This is a genomic window from Glaciecola sp. 33A, from assembly GCF_002836745.1.
Taxonomy (GTDB): domain Bacteria; phylum Pseudomonadota; class Gammaproteobacteria; order Enterobacterales; family Alteromonadaceae; genus Glaciecola.
Genome location: NZ_PJAR01000044.1, coordinates 684,334 through 706,329 on the forward strand (window position 1 = coordinate 684,334; position 21,996 = coordinate 706,329).

Genomic DNA, 21,996 nt, shown 5'->3' on the forward strand with positions numbered 1-21,996 from the left:
TGTACAGCTTAATATACGCGCAAGGAGGCTGCCTGCGCGATTATTAATACCATTAATCATTCAATAGCGGTGAACCTAACCTTAATTATACAATATTCATACTAACTATTAAGCATTAAAAATACAGCCATTACGATAAGAACAACACCCATGGTGCGATCAAATATATAGCCGTTGAGTTCATAAAATGCCCGTACCCTCTTATGTGAAATAATTAAGGAGAGAAATACAAACCACGCTGCTGTGGCGATAGCCATGTATAAACCATAAATCATTTTGTACGTCAACAATGTGTCAGACGAGATTGCAACAGTGAAAACAGATAAAAAGAATAGCGTCGCCTTTGGATTCAATCCATTAGTAATGAAACCTAGCATGAATGATCTTGTCAGACTTTGAGGTTTACCTGCCGTTGTTGAAACTTGCGTTTGCCCGTGTGGTTGACTTCTAAGAGCACTAACGCCAATCCAAGCTAAGTAAGCCGCAGCCAAATAAAGCAATATGTTTAGTAACCAAGGTGTCGTTTTTATTATCAGGCCTATGCCTACCAGAGAATAAGTAACATGCAAAAGTATGCCACAGCCAATGCCCACACTGGTCGAAATGGCTGCTGCCCGGCCCTGTTGTATACTTTGTTTTAATACCACAGCGAAGTCTGGCCCGGGACTAGCAACTGCAAAGAAGTGAATGACCGCAATTGAGAAGAACTCTACCCAACTAAACGCAGTTATATCAATCATTGACCAACCTCAATAGGCAGAGTTTGACTCGATCCCCACTCTGACCAACTGGCATCATATACTTTAATGCAGTTGGCCCCCAATGAGAAAGCGGCCTGAGCAATGATACAAGCGGTAATTCCGCTACCACAACTGGTCACAATTTCGTTGTCGAGGTCAATCTTTTTATTCTCAAATATAGACCCTAGTTCATTATAACTTTTAAATGCACCATTATCTTGCACGCTGGCATAATGAATATTCGAAGACCTTGGTATATGCCCAGACCTCATGTTGTCTCTAGGCTCAGCTTCTGTTCCTGTGTACCTGCCGTTACTTCTGGCGTCAATAATCTGGATTGAATCAGTCTTGCTTTTGGGTGAGACCAACATTGATAGTTTGTTGCTAATGTAGTCAGCACCAACAAAACCAAAATTAGCCGATGGTTTGAGCTCAATACTTGATGTTGCAATAGGGCTTGCTAGCCCTTTTTGGGTTGGGTGCTTACCGTTGAGCCACTCTGGCAATCCGCCATCCAGTACTCTAACATTAGTAAAGCCCATGGCTAACAACATAAACCAAGCCCTTGATGCGCAGAAATTACCAAAGTCATCATAAACTACGATTTCATCTTCTAAGTTTAGTCCAAGCTGCCTAGCTGCAGACTGAAACACATTTACCGAGGGCATCATATTACTAAACGGTGTATTTTTATCGACAAACTCATTTTCAAAATCGAAGAACAAAGAGTTAGGTATATAACAAGGCAGACTATGTCTAACCAAATCTGGCTTCGAGGTTGGCGCATTTTCCATTGTAGTGAATAGTATTTTTAATTTGTTATTAGCGACAAGCTCGATTTTTTGAGCAAGTTCGCAGCAGAGAAGTGTTGTAGCTGTCATGTGAAATGCAAACCAATACTGTTACCCAAGGTTAAGTGGCATAATTAAAACACGATTTGCCCACACATAGAAGTTTGCAAGAAAAAATGCAAAGATAAGTGATTAAGTGTTGTGTAATGCACTACGTAAACAAATCTAATAGTCGAGCTAGAACGTAATCTATTATAAGTAAGTAAAAGATAAAAAGAGAGCATAATGAGTAAATACCAAAAATCTACAGAAGCCATTTCAGGCTTAAGTGCCGAGCAGTACAGAGTAACTCAAGAGAACGGCACTGAGCGTCCTGGTTCGGGAGAATGGCTAAATAATACATCGCTGGGCATATATGTTGATATTGTCTCTGGAGAGCCTTTGTTCGCATCATCTGCAAAGTATGAATCAGGGTGCGGCTGGCCAAGTTTTACCAAACCTATTGAGCCGCTTAACGTAAACGAGATTACGGACTCGTCACATGGTATGAGTCGCACCGAGGTACGATCGTCATTTGGTGACAGTCACTTAGGCCATGTATTTACCGACGGTCCTAAGGATCAGGGAGGTCTACGTTATTGTATTAATTCAGCGTCATTACGTTTTGTTGCTAAAAATAATATGAGCAGCGAAGGCTACGAAGCTTATATAGACCAAATTGAGGAAATCTTATAATGGCAAATGAACGTGCAGTATTGGCTGGTGGCTGCTTTTGGGGTATGCAGGATCTGATCCGTAAACGCCCTGGCATAAACTCAACTCGTGTTGGTTATACCGGCGGCGAGGTGCCAAATGCGACTTACCAAAATCATGGCACACATGCTGAAGGCATCGAAGTGTTATTTGATAACGAGCTTGTTAGTTACCGACAAATTTTAGAGTTCTTCTTTCAAATCCATGACCCTAGCACAGTAAACAGGCAAGGAAATGACCTTGGTGTATCTTATCGCTCGGCTATTTATTATGTTTCTGAAGCGCAACGAACTCAAGCATTCGAAACTATTGAAGATGTTGATGCATCTGGGTTGTGGCCCGGAAAAGTAGTCACCGAAGTAGAGCCTGCAGGTGACTTTTGGGAAGCCGAACCTGAACATCAAGACTATTTAGAAACTCGTCCAAACGGCTACACTTGTCATTTCCCAAGACCTGACTGGGCACTACCAAAGAGTTAATCTGTTTCAAAATTAATCCGTTTGTAGAAAGTCTGACCGTTTTACTTGATAGCGGTCACGACTTGCTTACCCTTACTACCCCCAGCCATTAAGTACCTGCTTATTGCCGGTTATTGTTATCCTTATTAATAATTCAGTATAAATTGTAAACGCCTAAAGATTGAAATTTATACTATTATTTTCAATCGAAGCTGTATTAAAAGCGAAAGTACAAATGCGATATCAAAATTTTCGCTACTAATCTTTGAGCGCCGTCGCGATTTACTAGCAATGACGACGATATACAGCACAATAAATGGAAAAAACAAGCTATGACAATTATCGTAACGCAGTGCAACAAAGAATTATGGATTGTAAATTTATTTAAGCATTCAAGCGCAAATACCGCTATTCACATTATGTTTGCGGCTTTTCTAATGGTAATGACGTGGGGAACAGCCACTCCAGAGTACGCGTTCTACTGGACATCGGTGCTCGCTTGTACATTAGCCATTAGCTTATTTTACCAGACGAGATTTAATCACCGTAAAGCACAGCAAACACAAAAAGCGACTCAGTGGGAGAATATACTTGTATGCATTACGCTGGTCGCTAGCATTATATTTGCAGCCGCTTATTATTATCTTGCTACTCTCGTGAGCTCTCAGCTATGGGCCATGATTGCGCTCATCGCTGCGATGCACATGGGGAGTGCAACAATGACATGTTTGTATTCGAAAAAAATAATACTCGCCATGCTGTTACCTACTTTTTCCCCCTTAGTCATCGCCTTTATATTAATTGCACAACCTATCTCTTTTATCTTAGCCGCTAGCCTTACGATATTTGCTGGTGTGGTCTTATTTTTTAGTATTTCAGTGAATCGTTCTTTAATAAACGGTCTAAACATGCAAGTAAAATATGAAGACGCTGCGCAACAAAGTGAGTATTACAAAAAGAAGGTGGAGACCTCTACTTTTGACGATCCAGAAACGGGCCTTTTCAACAGGCGTCTTTTCGACTTAATTATTAATGAAGAAATTAGACGTGCGAAGCGCATCAACAGCACATTGAGCCTTGTGATGATTGAAGTTGACTGTTTGTCGCAATACAAAGCACAGTATTCTCAATGTGAAGTTGATGAATGTACCCGAACTGTCGCAAATGTTTTAGCAAAAGCAACATCGAGGGGCGGTGAGTTCATGACACGTTTTGACAAACAAAAATTTGCGTTAGTTATTCCCAACGCAAACAAGTCAGACGCAAGCTCTTTTTCTGCAAAAATGTTGGATTTAATCAACAAGGCAAAGATCGAGCACTTATACACCAACGTTGAGAATTTTAAAACATTATCAATAAGCATCGGCATTGCAGAGTTCATTGAAGGCAGTATTATTGATATTGAAGAAATAACGTCACAAGCAATAATCGCCCTTGCTGAGGCTCAAAAAAATGGCGGTCACCAGGTGCGTACATTTGATGACGAAATGCTGATTGAAGCGACTGTTCCAAATGAAGTGCTAGAGCATGATGAAATGACGCCCTCAACGTATAACGAAAATTCGCAAGTAGCGTAACTGACCATGCAACTAAGTCACTGTATAATAAAAGCATACTATTACTTTGAGTAAGCATATCGGCTATATAAGGCTAGCGTAAAAATAGTATTCAATTCATCAAACATAACAATAAAAAGCGACTTTCAATGCCCAATACTTCACTGCAGTCCGACTTCATTCAAACCTTACAAACAATGGTGAAACAACATTCTTCGCTGCATGTTGCGTTCGAGCATATTCAAGCTCTAATATTAGCGGCGTTTGGTGCTCAGAGTATGAGTATTTTTCAGCGCCGCTCGCACCACAAAGATTTAGTTTCGCGCTATCATACAAGTAATGAAATTCTTGAACTCAAAGTGGCTATCAATACGCAGTCGATAGCTGGCTATGTGGCTATGGCGCAACAAGCTGTCAAAATTACCAACCCATACGATGAAAAAGCCTTACGTAGAATTCACAAAAAACTGAGATTTGATCAAAAATATGACCGCTTACGCCATATGCGCACAGACAATATACTCAGTGTACCAATTAAGTATAAAGGCGTGTTACTGGGCGTATTGGAAATTGAGAACAAAGAAGTTGAAGAGCTAAACGATGATGACATTACTCTCGCTCTAAATGTCTCCGATATTATTGGACAAGCCTATAGATATCAATTAGGCGGCACGGCAAGGGCCTTTGACTACCTAGCTCACCGTGGCAGCTTATCAGCTCAGGTATTGAGTGAGTTTTCAATTAACGCCAGTATTAGTCAAGGTACTCATCAATTAAAAACCAAACATAATATTTCAGAAAATCTTATCTACGAAGCATTATCAGTGTATTTTCAGGTTCCTTTTATTGATTATTTACCACGTAAATACAAGCTCGCCCACGGCAATACAAAACTAAGTATCTCTTATTTAAAGCGCAACCACGTAGCACTGATTAAAGACACTCTTGACCGACTAATTGTTGTTATGTACGAACCCAACAACACCGATTTAGTAATGGAAATTGAAAGCGCTCTAGGTACCCAAAATTATCAATTAGCATTTAGCCTACCGCGTCAAATACTCCAGTACTTAGAGGGGAACTACAATCAAACTGCGCCAAGTAAAATAAATGAAATCAGTAATAAAGTAGCACTAAAAAAAGATACACATACCTTTAATGATAAGGCGCCAGAGAAAGAATCAGATATTGTAAAAATGGTGTCTAACATTCTGATTGAAGCAAAACGACTTAACGCATCAGATATACATATCGACCCAGAACACGAGCGGCCTACCCTAGTTAGAATGAGGGTAGATGGCGTAGTCAGGGATATTAAAGAAATACCTGCATCACAACACAATTCAGTGGTTGCTCGGATTAAAATAATGTCGGACCTAAATATTGCTGAAAAGCGTATTCCACAAGATGGCAAGCTTACCTTCATCGTCTCACAAAAAAACGTTGAGGTTAGAGTGGCAACTATCCCTACCGTTGCGGGTGAGGGTATCGTTCTGCGTATACTTGCGGGCAATGATGCAATGCCAATTGAGAAAATTAATTTGGCCAAGCACAATATCGATACAATCAAAAAAATGGTGCTTATTCCTAATGGTGTCATATTAGTTGTTGGTCCGACAGGTTCAGGAAAAACCACAACGCTACATGCTATTTTAGGCTTTCTAAATACCCCTGACAAAAAAATCTGGACAGCAGAGGATCCGGTAGAAATAACGCAATATAGGTTGCAGCAGGTTCAAGTAAATCCCAAAATTGGTTTCACATTTGCCAAGGCCTTACGCGCGTTTCTACGAGCAGATCCAGATGTTATCCTAATTGGTGAGATGCGTGACAAAGAAACCGCTAATGCCGGCATTGAAGCCTCTTTGACAGGCCACTTGGTATTGTCAACTTTACATACCAACTCAGCACCAGAAACTATCACTCGATTACTCGACCTGGGCATTGATCCGGTTAACTTTTCAGACGCCTGTATTGGTATTCTTGCACAGCGTTTGATCCGTACTTTATGCTCAAGCTGCAAAGAGCAATATATACCGAGTGACATAGAAGTCGCATTTTTACACCGTCAATATGGCGCAGAGTATATTGATGAATTGGCGCTTACACCGGAAACCAAGTTATGCGGGCCCAAAGGTTGCCCAGACTGCGACTACACAGGCTATAGAGGTCGCACAGGCGTGCACGAATTACTCTCCATGACACCTGAGTTACGTGGACTAATTTATAAAGGGTCCTCTATTCCTGAAATGCAAAAGCAAGCAATGCAAGACGGCATGCGAACGCTAACGCAAGATACAATCATAAAAGTGCTTAACGGTGAGGCCGATATCGCCCAGGTACAAATAATAAGTGGCACTGGCATTGGTCATTAGAACCAAACGCGGGTGCTTTACCAAGTGCTTTATATTATAAAAACCAGCCTAAGAGAAAGTATAATGGCATTTCTATCAGATTACATGATATTGATTCGGTGATTGCGAAAGAACTTGAATTTTAAAAGAATGGATAGCTTTGGAGTGGTGCACTTTCAATGCATATTATATTACAGTCAGTAGACCTTAACTGTAAAATGGTGCCCGGGGCCGGACTTGAACCGGCACACTCTTACGAGCGAGGGATTTTAAATCCCTTGTGTCTACCAATTTCACCACCCGGGCACTGATACTGCGACGTTCCTAACTGGCATTAATGGAGGCGGAACCCGGAGTCGAACCGAGATTCACGGATTTGCAATCCGGTGCATAGCCATTCTGCCATTCCGCCACAACATTGTTGCTTTCACATTGCGTCAATCAAAAAGATTGGAGCGGGAAACGAGATTCGAACTCGCGACCCCGACCTTGGCAAGGTCGTGCTCTACCAGCTGAGCTATTCCCGCTCTGCAATGTGGCGTGCATTCTACCCTCTATATAAAACCTGTCAACACTAAATCTTAAAGAAATATACTGTTTTATTAAAATTCGTACAGTTCGTTGCTATTTTGCACTGAAACGACTAAAAACTAACTTTTTACTCTACTTAGCTGCTTCCAAGCGGCTTTAGTGTACACCACCATAGACCAAACCGATAACACCGCAGAAAAATACAGCAATATTGTACCTATCGTTACCCAGTATATTGGAAAGCCCATAAATACTTCCAAACCTGACAACAAACCAATTAATGCCAGCATTTGCATCATTGTTTTAGACTTTCCTATAAACGAGACTTTAACCGTCGACGCACTGCCCTGCTGTCCCATCCACTCACGCAACGCGGAAACATATATTTCACGCATCAATAGGGCGATGGCTGGAACTGTTATCCATACACTAGCATAGGTGTGGGTAACCATAAGCAGCGCTGCAGCAACAATTAATTTATCAGCAACGGGATCCAGAAATGCACCAAACGGTGTGGATTGCTCTAATTTTCTGGCTAAGTAACCATCGATCCAATCCGTAATAGCGGCCAGCCAAAATATAAATGCGCCAGCTTGATGGGCCCAGCGCCAATCAAGAAAATAAACAAACACAAATACAGGGATCAATAAGACTCTGAACATGGTAATAATGTTGGGGATGGTCCACATATTTACTAAAAACCTTGGTTTACTTCTCTTAACTGCGGGTATGATACCAGAACAGGTTCAATTAAGAATGCAAATGATCGTATATGATGTCGGCAAGATCCTTGCTTATGCCCGGAACTTTGCTAATTTCTTGTTTACTCGCCTTTTTAAGCCCTTGTAGCCCGCCTGAGTATTTTAATAACGTTTGTCTCTTTTTAGGACCTATACCGGGTATTCCCTCTAAAGTTGAGGTTGTTTTAACTTTTTGACGCCTGTTGCGATGACCTAATATAGCAAACCGATGGGATTCATCTCGAATATGTTGTATTAGATGCAAACCAGGAGAATCGCTTTCCATTGGAATTGTTTCATAAGAACCGGCTCTAATTAATGTTTCCAAGCCTGCTTTTCGACTACTACCCTTCGCTACACCAATAAGCATCGGTTTACTCTCCAATGGCCAGTCCTCAAAATGCGTCTCTGCTTGTGACAACTGTCCTTTTCCGCCATCTATAAATAAAATGTCCGGCAGCTTAGCGTCGGCACTAGGAGATTTATAGCGTCGTCTTAACGCTTGCGCCATTGCTGCATAATCATCACCAGGAGTAATGCCTTCAATATTAAACGTTCTATAGTCACTTTTTAATGGTCCGTCTCTATTAAAAACAACACAAGAAGCAACCGTTTGTTCTCCTGATGTATGACTAATATCAAAACACTCCATTCGAGTGATTGGGGTATCTCGTTCAATCGCTTTTTCTAAATCGACATAACGTGCAAACATGGATTTCTGCTGGTTTTGTTGCGTTTCAAGCGAATTATCAGCATTCTTATTAGCTAATTGTAGATATTGACGCTTTTCATCGCGAATTCCCTCAAAGAACTTAATTTTGTAGCCGGCTTCGGTTGATAATACTTTTTCAATCTCTTCCATGTCTGGAAATTTAATAGGAACAACGATTTGTTTAGGGATTGTCTTATTTCCAGCAAGATAAAACTGCAAAATAAAAGACTGGAATACCGTTTCATCGTCTATATCTCTTGGAATTTTAGGAAAAAAAGATTTACTGCCGAGTAGTTGACTATCGCGAACAAACAATGCTTGCACACAGGCATACCCATTCTTAAAGGCGAAACCAAATACGTCCATTTCTTCTTGAGTACCGGTAACAAACTGTTGTTCTTGTATGCGACGAAGTGCACTGATTTGGTCGCGATATCGAGCTGCGCCCTCAAAATTTAAGGCAATACTCGCCACTTCCATTTTGTCGACTAGTGAAGCAATAACCTCAACGTTTTTTCCCCTGAGAAATAGCGTGGCTAACTTTACCTGCTCTCTATATTCATCATCACTTACATATCCCTCGACACAAGGCGCAGAGCAACGTTTCATCTGGTACTGCAAACAGGGTCTGCTGCGAGCCCGATAGTAACTATCTTCACATTGCCTAATTGGAAATATGCGTTGCATCGATCTTAAGCTTTCTCTTACCGCCCAAGCACTTGGATAAGGACCAAAATAGGTACCTTTGCGCTTTTTGGTGCCACGGTGAAAACTAAGCCGAGGATGCTCGTGGTCGGACAAGAAAATAAAGGGATACGACTTATCATCCCGCAATACAACGTTATAGCGCGGCCGATATTTTTTAATAAAACTATTTTCGAGTATAAACGCTTCGGTTTCACTCGACACTACCGTCACATCCATTTTTACAATGTGGCTTACGAGTGATTGCGTTTTTACACTGTCTACCGTCTTACGAAAGTATGAGCTAACCCTTTTTTTTAAGTTTTTAGCTTTACCAACATAAATAACTTCTTCCCTCATGTTATACATTCTGTAAACACCCGGGTTTGAAGTTAGGTTTTTTAGGAAGGACTCGGAATCAAAGACAGCTTGTTCACTCATTGTTATTCGGTTTGTATAAGCTTATGGCGCAATGCTAAATGCGTCAGTTCGACATCTGAACTGACGTTAAGCTTGTCAAACATACGATAGCGATATGTGTTGACTGTTTTAGCACTGATATTAAGATTTGACGCAATCTCTGGTACACGAGTACCTCTTGTTAGCATCATTGTAATTTCTAACTCACGATCCGACAAGCTTTCAAACGGGTTATCATGATTCTGCGAGGTGCTACCAATAGCAAGTTCTTGAGCCACATCAGCCGATATGTAACGTTGCCCCGAAGATACTTTATAAATTGCGTTCACCATTTCGCTAGGGTCGGCATCTTTAGTCAAAAACCCATGCGCGCCAGCTTGCATGATTTTAGTCGGTATTGGGTTTTCTTTATGCATTGATAAACAAATAATCCGTGCACTATCACAAAACCGTAAAATTTTTCGAGTTGCCTCTAGGCCACCAATACCCGGCATACTTACATCCATCATAATGATGTCAGGTGGATTTTTTCTGCACTGTTCAATAGCTTCTTCACCGCTTCCAACAGATCCAATGACGTTAAAATCTTTAACATCATTTAATATACGACTGATCCCTGTCCTAACGAGCTCATGGTCATCAACCAATAAAATCTTGATCACGTCGGAACCTCAATTTCTAATTATTAGATTAGTAAACATCATTCGATTGGTCAGTATCTTATAAAACTAACCATATTGGAATAGGTTTGTATATCAATTAAACTGATTCAAAAGAATAAGTTTAATTGTACGGAATTAATTGTTGCCACTATAAAAAGCAGTTCTAAGCGTTGCTATAAAGTGATATTTTGATTGCGGTTAAGGACCGTTTTTCTGAACACATGCAATCCGAATTTTGACTTTGCACAAAGCCAAAGAGACGGTGGTTTATATTCTTAGCCAAAAAGCAAAAAGCCCCTAAATCGGGGCTTCTGCTGTAATGTGGCGGATAGCGAGAACGCCACAAGTAGGTCTTTAGCGTAATATAGCGACTAAGAATTAAGATTTTATTGTTATATATTAACATATTACATTCCATAAGGTTCCACACTGTATTATAATAACCACTCACATTGACGGTTCCTCTGACGGTTCGCAATATTGATTTTTTCATAATTAGCTATAGGTTGAATCCACATGGCACTCTCGCATACATCAGTTTCGAATGCAAAAGCAAGAGAGAAAGTATATAAACTGTTTGATGGAGGTGGTTTATATCTGCAGGTTAAGACTTCAGGATATAGATGTTGGAAGTATGACTATAGGGTTAATGGTAGTCGAGGAACCTACACCATAGGGAAATACCCTGAAATCAGCTTAAAAGAAGCTAGAGAGGGTCACAGAGAGGCTAGAGAGCTTGTTGCTAAGGGTATTCATCCCAAACAAATAAAAGTAGCACAACGTATTGAAAGTGACCTAAGTACAAAGCTTTTTAGCCACTATGCCAATGAGTGGCTTGGTAAACAAAATCTAGCAGAATCAACATATACTGATCTGAAACAGCGTATTGAAAAGAATCTAATACCCTACCTAGATAAGAAAAAAGTAAATGAGTACTCAACAGCCGACTTACTAAAAATAATGTTAAAAATGAGTGATAGAGGTGCTAAGGAAACAGCTCAGCGTATGGCCAATGTTCTAAGGCGAGTTTATAACGAGATACTCATATTAGGCATAGTCGATAATAACCCGGCACAAGGTCTAGCAGAGCTCCTCCCTAAGCCAGATGTAAGGCTAAAGGGTAACTTTGGACACTTAACTTCTGTTGATGAAATTACCGTTCTCTTACAACAAATAGAGAAGCCTAGTGTTAGACAAGACTTTGCAACCACTCAAGCTCTAAAGCTGATGCCTTTGGTTTTTCTTAGACCTAGAAATATTAGATTCTTAAAATGGGAGTATGTGGATTTTGAAAATAATGTAATCAATCTCCCAGCCAGTGAACTTAAAACAAGAAAGCCGTTAGTTGTTCCCCTAGCCCATCAATCTATAACAATTCTAAACGATATTCAGTCACTGACAGGGTCAGGTGAATATGTTTTTGTTACCAGTCATGGCAGAGGTAAGCCACTCAGTGAAAACACCACTACCCAAGCTCTAAGACGGATTATCAATCCAAGTACAGGTGAATCCTTTGGCACAGGCTATATGACATCACATGGCTTTAGACATATGGCAAGTACGCTGCTTAATGAAATGGGATATGATCCAGACGTTATAGAACTACAACTAGCACATATTAACAAAGACCGTATTCGCGCTACGTACAACAAGGCACAGCTTATGGATAAAAGAACTCAAATGATGCAAGAATGGGCTGACTATTTAGATGGATTACGAAATGAAAAATGATAATACGGTGAATATCAGCTGGGTTATAGAAACGCTCAACTTAAGCGAAATGCCAAAAGCTCAAGCGTTAAGGATCTTAGCTTCTTATGTTTGTGATGGTGATCTAGATATGTTTGTTGATGAAAATATTACAGGTACCGATGCAGATTATGAGGTTGAAGAATACGAAGAGGTTGATGGCAATTTTGCAGGAGGATTAATAGGAAATGGTTTTAGTTATCATCATATTGGGCAAAAAATAGTGACAGGTGTTGATACTTATTACGCAAATGGTATTTTTGGATTTATAGTGAATGCATATTGCTTTGAGGGTAAAAGGTTTTACCCGACTGATGCAGAGGGTGTTTGGCTTAGGCAAAAACAAATTGATGAAAAACTCGTGTATTTTGATAGAGCTGAAGTTTCTTTATTTGCTTCTAAATTAGATGTTTTACCTTCTTCTGCACCTGGTAAAATGGGTGCAACAGAGCCAGGGGTTAAAAAAGCGTTAGCCTTACTGGCTCTGGAAAAAGCAGAATTAAATCCACAATCTAAGTTTAGAAAGGCTAATTCAGTTAATGCTTCTGGCTTCAGAGATCACATCCTTACTCTAGCTGAAAAATACCTTGAAGGAGAAGAACCAAGTAGACGTGATCATGGTTTGAATTCACTGGATGACAAAATTAATGAAGTTTTAATGAAGTGGGATATAAAAGAGATTCCTAAATAAAATAATTAGGTAATTTTCCCAACTGGGAAAATCGCATAATCTAAACACTTTATAGTTACCTCAGCTCCAGTTCGCTCGATCTGGACAATAGTTTAAGAGGTAACTTAATTATGAATCTAAGTACAATGGGGTTAAATAGTGACCCGCAACATAACAACAAAATAAAAAAACTAATTCGCATCCGCTCAGTAGTTAATCTTACGGGACTATCTAAATCCTATGTTTATCAGCTCGTATCAAGTGGTCATTTTCCCAAGAGCATAAAGCTTGTTCCTGGCGGTACTTCTGTAGCTTGGAACGAAAGTGAAGTACTAGAATGGATTGACTCACGAATCAAAGCACGTGATGAAGGAGTTGAGTGATGGCTACTTCTCAAGATGATTATAAGCAAAACCTGAGCGTTAAACATGCCAGCAAGGCAGGTTTAAGAGGTAAAATTAATGCGAATTGCATCGATTGTGTCAATGACCCGATTGAAGCAGGCTCATGGCGAAAACAGGTCGAAAACTGCTGTGGGTACTCATGTTCTTTGTACCCAGTACGTCCAACTACATTAAACGCTAAAAAGTAAAAAGCCCATCGCTGGTCAACAGAAATGAGCTTAATAATTCTTTTAGTCGAGGACATTATAACTTAATTTTGTTGAAAAGTGGTGGCTTTCTTTTACACAGAAGGAAGGTCAGATGAAAATTTTCGATATCCAAAACAACGTTTTAACCGTTGTTGAAATAATCACAGTTCAACTTCAACGTAGTGAAGCTCTTACAGTCTCATTACTTTCTAGCAATTTAACTCGTGAAACTGAACTTCCCAGACTTCACTAGACATTCGTCCCATCTTTCAAGAGTAAAAAATAACTAATGATTCGTTTGGTTGGCCTAAATAACATCCAATCAACAAAATCCGTGACACTCTAACAAAAACAGTGGACTATGGATTGGTAAAATCTTAATTTTGGGACGGTAGCCCCGTCGTTTATCTTACCCAAAATTTTACTGTGGATATGCTCAAAGCGAGAGACTATAGCAACCTCAGTATTCTTCACCTTCTCAAGGTATGATTTAATTCAAGTTTACTGTAACTTAGTTTTTAATATAACTAAAAGGGCTAGTCGCGCAGCTATCTAACGAAGAGGCCAAAAAATGGAATTTATTATTATTACCGGTTTAGTGGTATTTATTATAATTTATAAACTTGTATCAACAAGTAAGTCGAATAAATCAGAGCAACAGAACATACCTACATCAAGACAAAATAAGTCATCTAATCCAGTGAGCTATTCTGCAACTTCAGATGACGATGAAGAAGGACTAGCTACGTTCACCATCCGCACAAGTTTTGGCAGTGAAGAGGAACCTTCATCAAATAAGTCTAGCGGGCAATGGCTTAATGAATCGCACTCAATTCAAATAAATGGTCGGCAAATAATAAGAGGTTTTTTTTACTCTGGCGGAGTCTTAGAATCCATTGATGGGTACGGAACTGAGCCATCGTTAGTGGATGATAAGCGGGCAGCTTCAAAGGCTGATAATTTTGATAGCGCTAATGAAGTTTATACAGATGAATCACTCGGATATTGGCCAAAATATGCAACGTTATCTAAAAGATGTCGTGGCGTTTATTTAGACTGGCTAGCATCAGAAAGAAATATGCCAAACATGCCTATAGGATATGTTTTTATCTATTTTTATGGGTTTGAACGGCGAATTATAGAAAACAAAATGAATAACATTGTTAGTGATAGTGAGTTCTTAAGTATCTTTAATGAGGTTGCTCGCCTCAATAAAGTCTACTGGGAGAACCGTTCTTTCCGCAATTACGCCTCAAATTTTTTAGAACTGCTCTTTTTAATGCGACCTTTGCTTTTAGAAAGTAGAGTAGATGAAATACCTGAAACTCATAACTCCCTAGCTTTTAAGGTAAAACTCGCGAAAGCAGTCAATGAACAGAAAGCGATTTCTGCTTTACTAGCAATCGAATGGCTACGAAACAACGATGAATATTCTTTGAAAATGCCAGCAAGGCGGTGCGAAGTCGAGTTTAACAAACTATTCGCGCTTAAATATACTGAAAAGTTTGGTGAAGGAATGATAGTAAAACCAAACAAAACTAAATTGAGATTGGCATATTACGCAGCAAGTAGTTCTATTCGTGCCGTTGAATTAGATCTTGATGACTTACCCGATCCAAGTATTCTTAAAAGTCCTATTAGAAAACTAATACCATTAGCAGAGTCGTGCACAGATGAGTTGAATGCCTATAGTCGTTATCTAGGTAAGGCTGAGACGTCTAGGGACGATATTGCGGCTTTAATGTTGTTACCGAAAGAACTTGTGAATGAGAAAACATCCCCTGTTATTGAATCTTTTAAGAGCTGGGCTAATAGTGTTATTGAGAATAATAACAGCATAACTAGTGTTAAAGAATTTTGGGCTCACACTGGACTCACTGTTCCAAAAACAATAAGTAAAAAAGAAAACGAGTTAATTCTTAACCTTGCCTCTAAAGCTGATGTTGGAATTGCCCCTGACTTAAGGTTTCATCACGCTAAACTAAAAGTGGATAGCAGTATTGTGTTATTCACACCATCGCATGGTGAGTATTTTGAGCCAACTGATGCATTCAACCAAACAGGTTTAGCTATTAGACTTGGGTCGATGGTCGCAACAATTGATGGACATATCGATGATGCAGAAAAGCTAGCACTAGAGCAATTGATTAATCATGACGACAAAATTTCCCCTACAGAAAAACGTTCATTACATGCTTATCTGAAATGGCGTTTAAATACTCCTTCAACGGTTGCGGGTCTTAAAGTAAGAATAGAAAAGCTTAAGCCTAATGAAGTTGAAACTATTAAGAAATTTATTATTGGAATAGCGTTAGCTGATGGGAAAGTTGATACCTCTGAAATAAAGCAAATTGAAAAACTTTACACTAATTTAGGATTGGATAAAGCAAGCGTTTCTTCGGATATACATAATATCACTTCAACGAAAACACCGCTTAGCAATAAGCAGCAGAAAGTAGAGGCTGGCAATACAGCATTTATACTTGATGAAGCCATACTCGCCATGCATGAGAGCGACACAACTGACGCAAAAAGTATGCTCGGCTGTATTTTTTCTGCCGAAGAGGATGAAGTCGAACATATAGACCCTGTTAGTCAAACCAATGCTGGGGGACTAGACTTAGCTCATTTATCACTCTACCAAGCACTATGTGAGAAAGATAAATGGGAACGCAACGAGGTTTATGAACTTTGTCAGAAGTCAAAGCTTATGGTAGATGGTGCGATTGAGACTATCAATGACTGGGCGTATGAGCAAGTAGATGCGCCAGTATTGGATGATGACGGTGACATTTACGTCGATTTAGAAATTGTAGAAGAGTTAAAGGAATAGTTGATGAGCGCCAAAAGAATTAGAGCTAAAGAAAGAGACGCAATTATCCAATCTTTAAAGTCGGGTGTTACGCCAAAGGTAGGCATTCAACATATTCAAGTAGGTCGTATTAATGAGCTTAAAGCACTTGTTCAGGATATTGAACGAGTATCAGACGGAGGTTCAGCTTTTCGTCTTATTATTGGAGAATATGGCTCAGGTAAGACTTTTTTCTTAAGTGTGGTTAGGGCTATTGCCTTAGAGCGTAAATTGGTCACGATTAGTGCTGATTTGTCTCCGGATAGACGAATACATGCATCGTCAGGCCAAGCTCGCAATCTTTATTCAGAACTAATGCGAAACATGTCAACGAGAAATAAGCCCGATGGCAATGCGTTAACGAGTGTTGTTGAAAAGTTCATTACTGAAGCCAGAAAAGATGCCGATGCAACCGGCAAAGACATCAATGCCGCGATACATGAACGACTTGGTTCGTTGTCGGAGCTCGTCGGCGGTTATGATTTTGCGAAAGTCATCGAGTCATATTGGATGGGTTATGAGCAAGATCGAGAAGACTTAAAAAATAACGCTATAAAATGGCTACGAGCCGAATACTCAACAAAGACCGACGCCAGAAAAGATCTTGGTGTAAGAACAATTATTACGGATGCCTCTTTTTACGATGCGCTAAAGTTAATGAGTCTTTTTATTCGCCAAGCCGGTTATCAAGGTTTAATTGTCAATTTGGACGAGATGGTGAACCTGTACAAGCTAAATAGTACGCAGGCCAGAACATCTAATTACGAACAGATCCTTAGGATTTTAAACGATTGCTTGCAAGGCTCAGCAGAACATCTAGGTTTCCTACTTAGTGGTACACCTGAGTTTTTGTTAGATCCGAGGAAAGGGTTATATAGCTATGAGGCGTTGCAAAGCAGACTTGCAGGAAACAATTTTGCAAAGCAAGCAGGAGTTATTGATTATTCCTCGCCAGCACTTCATCTTGCTAGCTTGACGCCTGAAGAACTCTACATTCTTCTAAAAAATCTACGTCATGTTTATGCCGGAGGCGATGAAGCTGCATACTTAGTGCCTGACGAGTCGCTTAAAGCGTTTTTACAGCATTGCAGTCAAACTATAGGGGATGCATACTTCCGAACGCCTAGAAACACAATTAAGGCCTTTTTAGATATGCTCGCCGTCATAGATCAGAACCCATCTATTACATGGGATAGCCTTGTCAGCTCACTTTCTATTGAAGACGAGAAGCCTTCAGATGTTGAGCTTGAGATACAAGATGAAGACGATGGGTTGACTAATTTTCAACTATGATTAACGAGTATGAAAAACTCGATATTCGAGTGCAGCAGTGGATTTTTAAGCAGGGGTGGAACAACCTTCGCGAAATTCAAAGTCTAGCAATAAGACCTATTTTAGCGGGTAACACTGACTTACTTATTAGTGCGTCTACAGCAGCTGGCAAAACAGAAGCTTTTTTCTTGCCAGCAATCACTGCGATAGTAACGCAGAAAGAGGGTGTTGGTATACTGTATATCAGTCCTTTGAAAGCACTAATAAATGATCAAGACCGGCGTTTAGAGAGCCTGTCTGATTTATTAGATATGCCGGTCACGCCTTGGCATGGAGATAGCCCTATTGGTCGCAAAAACAAACTCAGAAAATCACCTGCTGGAATTGTTCTCATAACGCCTGAGTCATTGGAGTCTCTTTTAATACGAGATCCGGGCTGGGTGAAATCGGCCTTTGGTAATTTAAAACATATAGTTATTGATGAATTCCATGCGTTTTTAGGTTCGGAGCGAGGGCACCACCTGTTATCGTTGCTACACCGATTAGAACATTTGTTGAACAGACTTGATAGCCCAATACCAAGAACAGCATTAAGCGCTACGCTCGGTGAACTTGAAAAAGTACCATTATCACTGCGACCTAGCCAATCTTTTCCATGTGAAATAATTAAGGACTCGAAGTCTACAGCGACCTTACAAGTACAAGTTAGGGGGTACGTTGAGGCTGCCTATGTAAATGGTATTCCTCCTCCATCTTCAGAAGACAAAATATGTGCAGACTTATTCAAAATTTGTCGTGGTGGCAATCATTTAATCTTTGCGAATAGCCGCACTCGTACGGAAATTCTTGCGGCGACGTTGATTGATTTGTGTGAAGAGCGCCTTGTGCCAAATGAGTTTTTCCCACACCATGGATCACTAGCAAAAGAGCTAAGAGAAAGCTTGGAAGCCCGCCTTCAGAAAGAGCAAATCCCAACTTCGGCCATATGCACAATGACGCTAGAGCTTGGCATCGATATTGGCAAAGTTAACTCTGTCGCACAGGTGACTGCGCCACACTCAGTTTCAAGCTTACGACAACGAATGGGTCGTTCAGGAAGAAGAGGAGACCCAGCTATCCTTAGAATGCTAATTGCTGAAAACGAAATAACCCAAGACTCAAATGTTATCGATAAACTTCGTTTAGAGTTAATACAATCACTAGCAATGATAAGGCTAATGATTGGCAGCAAATGGTTTGAGCCAGCCGACACATCGTTGTATCACTTTTCTACGCTTCTACATCAAATTCTGGCAGTAACTGCTCAGTGGGGAGGTATTAGGGCAGATCAGTTATTTGATTTACTCTGCAAAAAAGGTCCGTTTCAAAAAACGAAGGTAGATGACTACAAGTCACTATTAATCCAAATGGGTAAATCAGAGTTGATTACTCAACTAGGTAGCGGTGAAATAGTCTTAGGCGCAATCGGTGAAAGAGTTGTAAGCCATTACACCTTTTACGCAGTATTTAAAACACCAGAAGAGTTCAGAGTCGTTAGTGGCGCCAAAACCTTAGGGACACTACCCGTCGACTCACTAGTACTAGTGGGGCAGCATATAGTTTTTGGTGGCAAACGTTGGAAAGTGAAGGATGTCGATACTGAAAAGAAAGTCATTTATGTAATATATGCCAAGGGGGGCAAACCACCTAAATTTGGAGGCGGTGGCATGTCCATACACGATGTGGTTCGTCAAGAAATGCTACAGATTCTAAAAAGCGGTGATTACAGAATTTCTGTAGATGACCATAAAGTAGATTTTGCAGACAAAATAGCTAAAGAGTTATTTAAAGAGAGTGTTGAGTATTTTATCGCTGCCGGGTTAGATACAAATTCACTGTTACAAGTCGGCGCAACCACCTATATCTTTTCTTGGCTAGGCGATAAAACGGTGAACACTATTGTCGCTTTACTGATACTTAAAGGATTTGAAGCAGGTGCTTATGCTGGCGTGATTGAAGTGGAAAAATCTCAGCTTAACGATGTGCTTGCGGCACTTAAAACTTTAGCGAGTGAAAAGTTGCCGACAGAGAATGAGTTAGCTATATCAGTACCCGAAAAACAGCTCGAGAAATTTGATGAATTTTTGCCTGATGATCTTTTATCACTTGGCTATGGTGCGAAAGTTTTTGAGATTAAAGGGGCTTTAACTTGGCTTTTATCTGTTTAAACAATAATAAATCAACGCTGTGTGGCCGGCAGCATAGTAAAATTTTCATTTTTGCTTAATGGTCAATTTCCTGAGTTTACAGGATTTCACCTTTTCAGACTCGGTCACCCGCAAAAAAAAATTGAAAAACTGCATCCCCGTCCACCCTGAGTGCTCCACAGCTGCATTCTCTGACAAAATTCCGCCAAACTGTTACGACGGTGGTGGGCAGAGATCAAGATTACGCAGCGGAGGACTGAGCACAAAAGAGCAGTGCAGAGTATTAAGCGACAATATCCTTGACCAGTCAGCGTCAATCAACTTGACCGGTTGATCTGTTAAGGGTCTTGACGCGCTATAGCTTTTTTGTTTCTGCTACTTAATAGTTATGTGTATATATGTGTATTTTAAAAAACTAGTAGGTCTCATTTTTAGTTGTATTTATCCCCTACTTTATTATCAGCCTAATTGACAACTAAGGGGGGGGTGCAGTGAATAAGCTGCAACCCCATAATAAGTACTTCCGTGATTAAAAATGCAGCCATATTTCAACATAGCGGTCTGTGTATGTTTATGTAAGTTATTAGCTTAAGTGTAGTTTGGCGATATTATTTCACTAAAAAAACTTGGTGGTATGACTAGCTTATCCACCTACCCAGTGTTTGAAAGCCTAATGCTAATCACAAACAATTTAAATTTATACTTACTATTTTGCATATCAGCTGTTAGCGGTCGCTTAACTACGGGCACTTCGTAAATTAGTGCTTACACTACACTTCACCAACCAAAAGCATTCTTTTATTGTATATTATTATTTAATGTAGGCGAAAACACTATATTTATGTTTACTTTTTTGTTCGCTTTTATTTCTTGGGTGATATAATAACATTAATTGTCGGATAGCTGTGGAGTTGCTACCCAGTGAAAAGAAGACCGCTTATCCTTCTTCCGACATGTTTCTTTTGATAGGTAACAACAGATAAGAGTACCACCATGAGTTATCTAGATACATCTACCTTGGCAAAATTACCACTTGAAATGCGAATTGCAAAGTTAAAAAAAATAAAACGAGACGCAGTTAGCCAAACAGAAAGTGAATACACTAATGCACTTGTCAGCTTGTTGAAAGAGCTTGAAGCTAAAGCAAAACGCAACAACCCTAACTACATTAAACATAAAATCACAGAGTCTGAGATTCAAGTGCTATTAACCAATATAATTCAGGAGCTAGCATCACTAACTAATAAAAATTACAAGGCTGCTTCTGCTAAGGGTGCAGTTAACAAGATATGGCAAGGCATCGCTAAGAACAAACATCCGGACTGGTTAAAAAAAATTAAGCATGTAAGCAGCGGTTATCTATTTAACCAAATAATGAATATCAACTTTGAGGATCAGTTACCTCCAAATTTAGCAGCTACCTATGAAAAATTAGACACTACCAGAATAAATTTTAATAAATCCCTCAACATGATAAGCAAGCAAATATTCAACGAGATATGGGAAGTTATGGAAACAGAATTTTTGAAAGAAGAAAACGAAGCATTAAAACTACAATCCATCAATGACAAAGTAACAATATCCAACCTCAATAGAGATATAGAGGCTGGTAGGCTATTACCATCAAAGGCTGATTGGAAAGATAAAGCCATAGAAATGAAACGCCAAGGCTACTCCGTTAAAGATATTGGGCTAACTGTCGGCAGAGGAAGAACAGCAGTATCTAGTGCGCTAAACTCTGATGAAGCTAAAGCTCTATTAATATAGGATTTTTAGGTCGAGGAATAAGGCACTGCAATCCCTCGGCACTCCCCTGCGGTCACCTTTGGATATTGTTTGATTTATTGAAGATGTTCATAATCAAATGATTTTGAGCTAGCAGGTAAAGAATTGGAAATGGTAGCTAAACTAGGGGGGGCTGAAATTAGTTGACCACAACAGTCACATTAAACGCTGTGTTGCAGAGGTTACTGATTACCAGACTAGCAACTACGGTAATGACCCGTCCTCTACAATTTATATTTAGCCGCCAACCTACCCCACCACTATAGAAACTTCCCATTAAGAATAAACTTCAAGTACGTTCAAGACTGCGGTTCATAATTTAGAAATTGATGAAGGCGCTTATGAGGCGAAGCCGAATCCTTCATCAATTTATAAATTTGACACCGTAGGCGAAGATAAGTACTTGAATGTTTATTCGTATGGGTAAGAAGTTTCGTATCAAGCTAATTGCAATGAAAAACAAATTAAAAATCATCTATGTTTTCACTCA

At 39.8% G+C, this 21,996-nt stretch carries 17 protein-coding genes and 3 tRNA genes; 12 read left to right on the forward strand and 8 right to left on the reverse strand.

The annotated features are described in order from the left end of the window. Window positions 1-101: 101 nt before the first annotated feature. Window positions 102-740, reverse strand: coding sequence for a LysE family translocator (locus tag CXF81_RS19110; protein WP_101182986.1), 639 nt, complete (start codon window positions 738-740; stop codon window positions 102-104). Next, entirely contained in the window at window positions 737-1,621 is an 885-nt protein-coding gene (locus CXF81_RS19115) for a sulfurtransferase (RefSeq protein WP_101182987.1), read from the reverse strand. Before CXF81_RS19115 ends, CXF81_RS19110 begins: the two co-directional genes overlap by 4 nt. Window positions 1,622-1,816: 195 nt before the next feature. On the opposite strand from CXF81_RS19115, the gene msrB reads away from it, so the two are divergent. The 4 genes from msrB (at window position 1,817) to CXF81_RS19135 (ending at window position 6,673) form a co-directional block, all read left to right on the forward strand. Beyond that, complete coding sequence (gene msrB / locus CXF81_RS19120; RefSeq protein ID WP_101182988.1) at window positions 1,817-2,266, forward strand: peptide-methionine (R)-S-oxide reductase MsrB; 450 nt, start codon at window positions 1,817-1,819, stop codon at window positions 2,264-2,266. Beyond that, window positions 2,266-2,763 (forward strand): peptide-methionine (S)-S-oxide reductase MsrA, encoded by a 498-nt coding sequence (gene msrA / locus CXF81_RS19125; RefSeq protein WP_101182989.1) that lies wholly within the window; start codon window positions 2,266-2,268, stop codon window positions 2,761-2,763. Before msrB ends, msrA begins: the two co-directional genes overlap by 1 nt. Window positions 2,764-3,074: 311 nt before the next feature. Continuing rightward, a complete protein-coding gene (locus CXF81_RS19130; RefSeq protein ID WP_101182990.1) occupies window positions 3,075-4,319 on the forward strand; it encodes a GGDEF domain-containing protein in 1,245 nt (414 codons plus the stop codon). 128 nt (window positions 4,320-4,447) lie between these two features. Next, window positions 4,448-6,673 (forward strand): GspE/PulE family protein, encoded by a 2,226-nt coding sequence (locus CXF81_RS19135; protein WP_101182991.1) that lies wholly within the window; start codon window positions 4,448-4,450, stop codon window positions 6,671-6,673. A 198-nt stretch (window positions 6,674-6,871) separates the two neighbouring features. Here the strand turns inward: CXF81_RS19135 and CXF81_RS19140 are convergent. The 6 genes from CXF81_RS19140 to uvrY all read right to left on the reverse strand — a co-directional run bounded on the left by CXF81_RS19140 (window position 6,872) and on the right by uvrY (window position 10,401). Further along, a tRNA-Leu gene (locus CXF81_RS19140) sits at window positions 6,872-6,958 on the reverse strand. Between the two features lie 32 nt (window positions 6,959-6,990). Then, window positions 6,991-7,064 (reverse strand) — tRNA-Cys (locus CXF81_RS19145). A gap of 39 nt (window positions 7,065-7,103) precedes the next feature. Continuing rightward, window positions 7,104-7,179: transfer RNA gene (locus tag CXF81_RS19150), tRNA-Gly, on the reverse strand. A 123-nt stretch (window positions 7,180-7,302) separates the two neighbouring features. Then, entirely contained in the window at window positions 7,303-7,872 is a 570-nt protein-coding gene (pgsA, locus tag CXF81_RS19155; RefSeq protein WP_101182992.1) for a CDP-diacylglycerol--glycerol-3-phosphate 3-phosphatidyltransferase, read from the reverse strand. 61 nt (window positions 7,873-7,933) lie between these two features. Further along, on the reverse strand, window positions 7,934-9,760 hold the full coding sequence (uvrC, locus tag CXF81_RS19160; RefSeq protein WP_101182993.1) for an excinuclease ABC subunit UvrC: 1,827 nt from the start codon (window positions 9,758-9,760) through the stop codon (window positions 7,934-7,936). 2 nt (window positions 9,761-9,762) lie between these two features. Then, window positions 9,763-10,401, reverse strand: a complete 639-nt coding sequence (gene uvrY / locus CXF81_RS19165) for a UvrY/SirA/GacA family response regulator transcription factor (protein ID WP_101182994.1) — start codon at window positions 10,399-10,401, stop codon at window positions 9,763-9,765. A gap of 516 nt (window positions 10,402-10,917) precedes the next feature. Here uvrY and CXF81_RS19170 point away from each other — a divergent pair. The 8 genes from CXF81_RS19170 to CXF81_RS19205 all read left to right on the forward strand — a co-directional run bounded on the left by CXF81_RS19170 (window position 10,918) and on the right by CXF81_RS19205 (window position 21,488). Then, window positions 10,918-12,132: an integrase arm-type DNA-binding domain-containing protein gene (locus CXF81_RS19170; RefSeq protein ID WP_101182995.1), complete on the forward strand. Its 1,215-nt coding sequence runs from the start codon at window positions 10,918-10,920 to the stop codon at window positions 12,130-12,132. Next, window positions 12,122-12,841 carry a hypothetical protein gene (locus tag CXF81_RS19175; RefSeq protein ID WP_101182996.1) on the forward strand — a complete coding sequence of 240 codons (720 nt, stop codon included), beginning with the start codon at window positions 12,122-12,124 and terminating at the stop codon, window positions 12,839-12,841. The genes CXF81_RS19170 and CXF81_RS19175 overlap by 11 nt, the downstream gene beginning before the upstream one ends. A 110-nt stretch (window positions 12,842-12,951) precedes the next feature. Beyond that, window positions 12,952-13,203 carry a helix-turn-helix transcriptional regulator gene (locus tag CXF81_RS19180; protein ID WP_369828730.1) on the forward strand — a complete coding sequence of 84 codons (252 nt, stop codon included), beginning with the start codon at window positions 12,952-12,954 and terminating at the stop codon, window positions 13,201-13,203. Further along, a complete protein-coding gene (locus CXF81_RS19185) occupies window positions 13,203-13,412 on the forward strand; it encodes a hypothetical protein (RefSeq protein ID WP_101182997.1) in 210 nt (69 codons plus the stop codon). Before CXF81_RS19180 ends, CXF81_RS19185 begins: the two co-directional genes overlap by 1 nt. Window positions 13,413-13,983: 571 nt before the next feature. Continuing rightward, entirely contained in the window at window positions 13,984-16,245 is a 2,262-nt protein-coding gene (locus CXF81_RS19190) for a TerB N-terminal domain-containing protein (protein WP_101182998.1), read from the forward strand. Between the two features lie 3 nt (window positions 16,246-16,248). After that, the gene (locus CXF81_RS19195) at window positions 16,249-17,556 is read left to right on the forward strand and encodes an ATP-binding protein (RefSeq protein ID WP_101182999.1); all 1,308 of its coding nucleotides are present in this window, start codon (window positions 16,249-16,251) and stop codon (window positions 17,554-17,556) included. Then, on the forward strand, window positions 17,553-19,742 hold the full coding sequence (locus CXF81_RS19200; RefSeq protein ID WP_101183000.1) for a DEAD/DEAH box helicase: 2,190 nt from the start codon (window positions 17,553-17,555) through the stop codon (window positions 19,740-19,742). Before CXF81_RS19195 ends, CXF81_RS19200 begins: the two co-directional genes overlap by 4 nt. Before the next feature lie 972 nt (window positions 19,743-20,714). Continuing rightward, window positions 20,715-21,488: a hypothetical protein gene (locus CXF81_RS19205; RefSeq protein WP_101183001.1), complete on the forward strand. Its 774-nt coding sequence runs from the start codon at window positions 20,715-20,717 to the stop codon at window positions 21,486-21,488. The last annotated feature ends 508 nt before the right edge of the window (window positions 21,489-21,996 follow it).

Bases quoted from the DNA above. Each gene is read 5' to 3' on its own strand.
- pgsA (WP_101182992.1), bottom strand. From the start codon at position 7,872: ATGTGGACCATCCCCAACATTATTACCATGTTCAGAGTCTTATTGATC.
- CXF81_RS19170 (WP_101182995.1), top strand. From the start codon at position 10,918: ATGGCACTCTCGCATACATCAGTTTCGAATGCAAAAGCAAGAGAGAAA.
- CXF81_RS19115 (WP_101182987.1), bottom strand. From the start codon at position 1,621: ATGACAGCTACAACACTTCTCTGCTGCGAACTTGCTCAAAAAATCGAG.
- CXF81_RS19110 (WP_101182986.1), bottom strand. From the start codon at position 740: ATGATTGATATAACTGCGTTTAGTTGGGTAGAGTTCTTCTCAATTGCG.
- msrA (WP_101182989.1), top strand. From the start codon at position 2,266: ATGGCAAATGAACGTGCAGTATTGGCTGGTGGCTGCTTTTGGGGTATG.
- CXF81_RS19185 (WP_101182997.1), top strand. From the start codon at position 13,203: ATGGCTACTTCTCAAGATGATTATAAGCAAAACCTGAGCGTTAAACAT.
- CXF81_RS19200 (WP_101183000.1), top strand. From the start codon at position 17,553: ATGATTAACGAGTATGAAAAACTCGATATTCGAGTGCAGCAGTGGATT.
- CXF81_RS19130 (WP_101182990.1), top strand. From the start codon at position 3,075: ATGACAATTATCGTAACGCAGTGCAACAAAGAATTATGGATTGTAAAT.
- CXF81_RS19135 (WP_101182991.1), top strand. From the start codon at position 4,448: ATGCCCAATACTTCACTGCAGTCCGACTTCATTCAAACCTTACAAACA.
- CXF81_RS19195 (WP_101182999.1), top strand. From the start codon at position 16,249: ATGAGCGCCAAAAGAATTAGAGCTAAAGAAAGAGACGCAATTATCCAA.
- uvrC (WP_101182993.1), bottom strand. From the start codon at position 9,760: ATGAGTGAACAAGCTGTCTTTGATTCCGAGTCCTTCCTAAAAAACCTA.
- CXF81_RS19205 (WP_101183001.1), top strand. From the start codon at position 20,715: ATGAGTTATCTAGATACATCTACCTTGGCAAAATTACCACTTGAAATG.
- CXF81_RS19190 (WP_101182998.1), top strand. From the start codon at position 13,984: ATGGAATTTATTATTATTACCGGTTTAGTGGTATTTATTATAATTTAT.
- CXF81_RS19180 (WP_369828730.1), top strand. From the start codon at position 12,952: ATGAATCTAAGTACAATGGGGTTAAATAGTGACCCGCAACATAACAAC.
- CXF81_RS19175 (WP_101182996.1), top strand. From the start codon at position 12,122: ATGAAAAATGATAATACGGTGAATATCAGCTGGGTTATAGAAACGCTC.
- msrB (WP_101182988.1), top strand. From the start codon at position 1,817: ATGAGTAAATACCAAAAATCTACAGAAGCCATTTCAGGCTTAAGTGCC.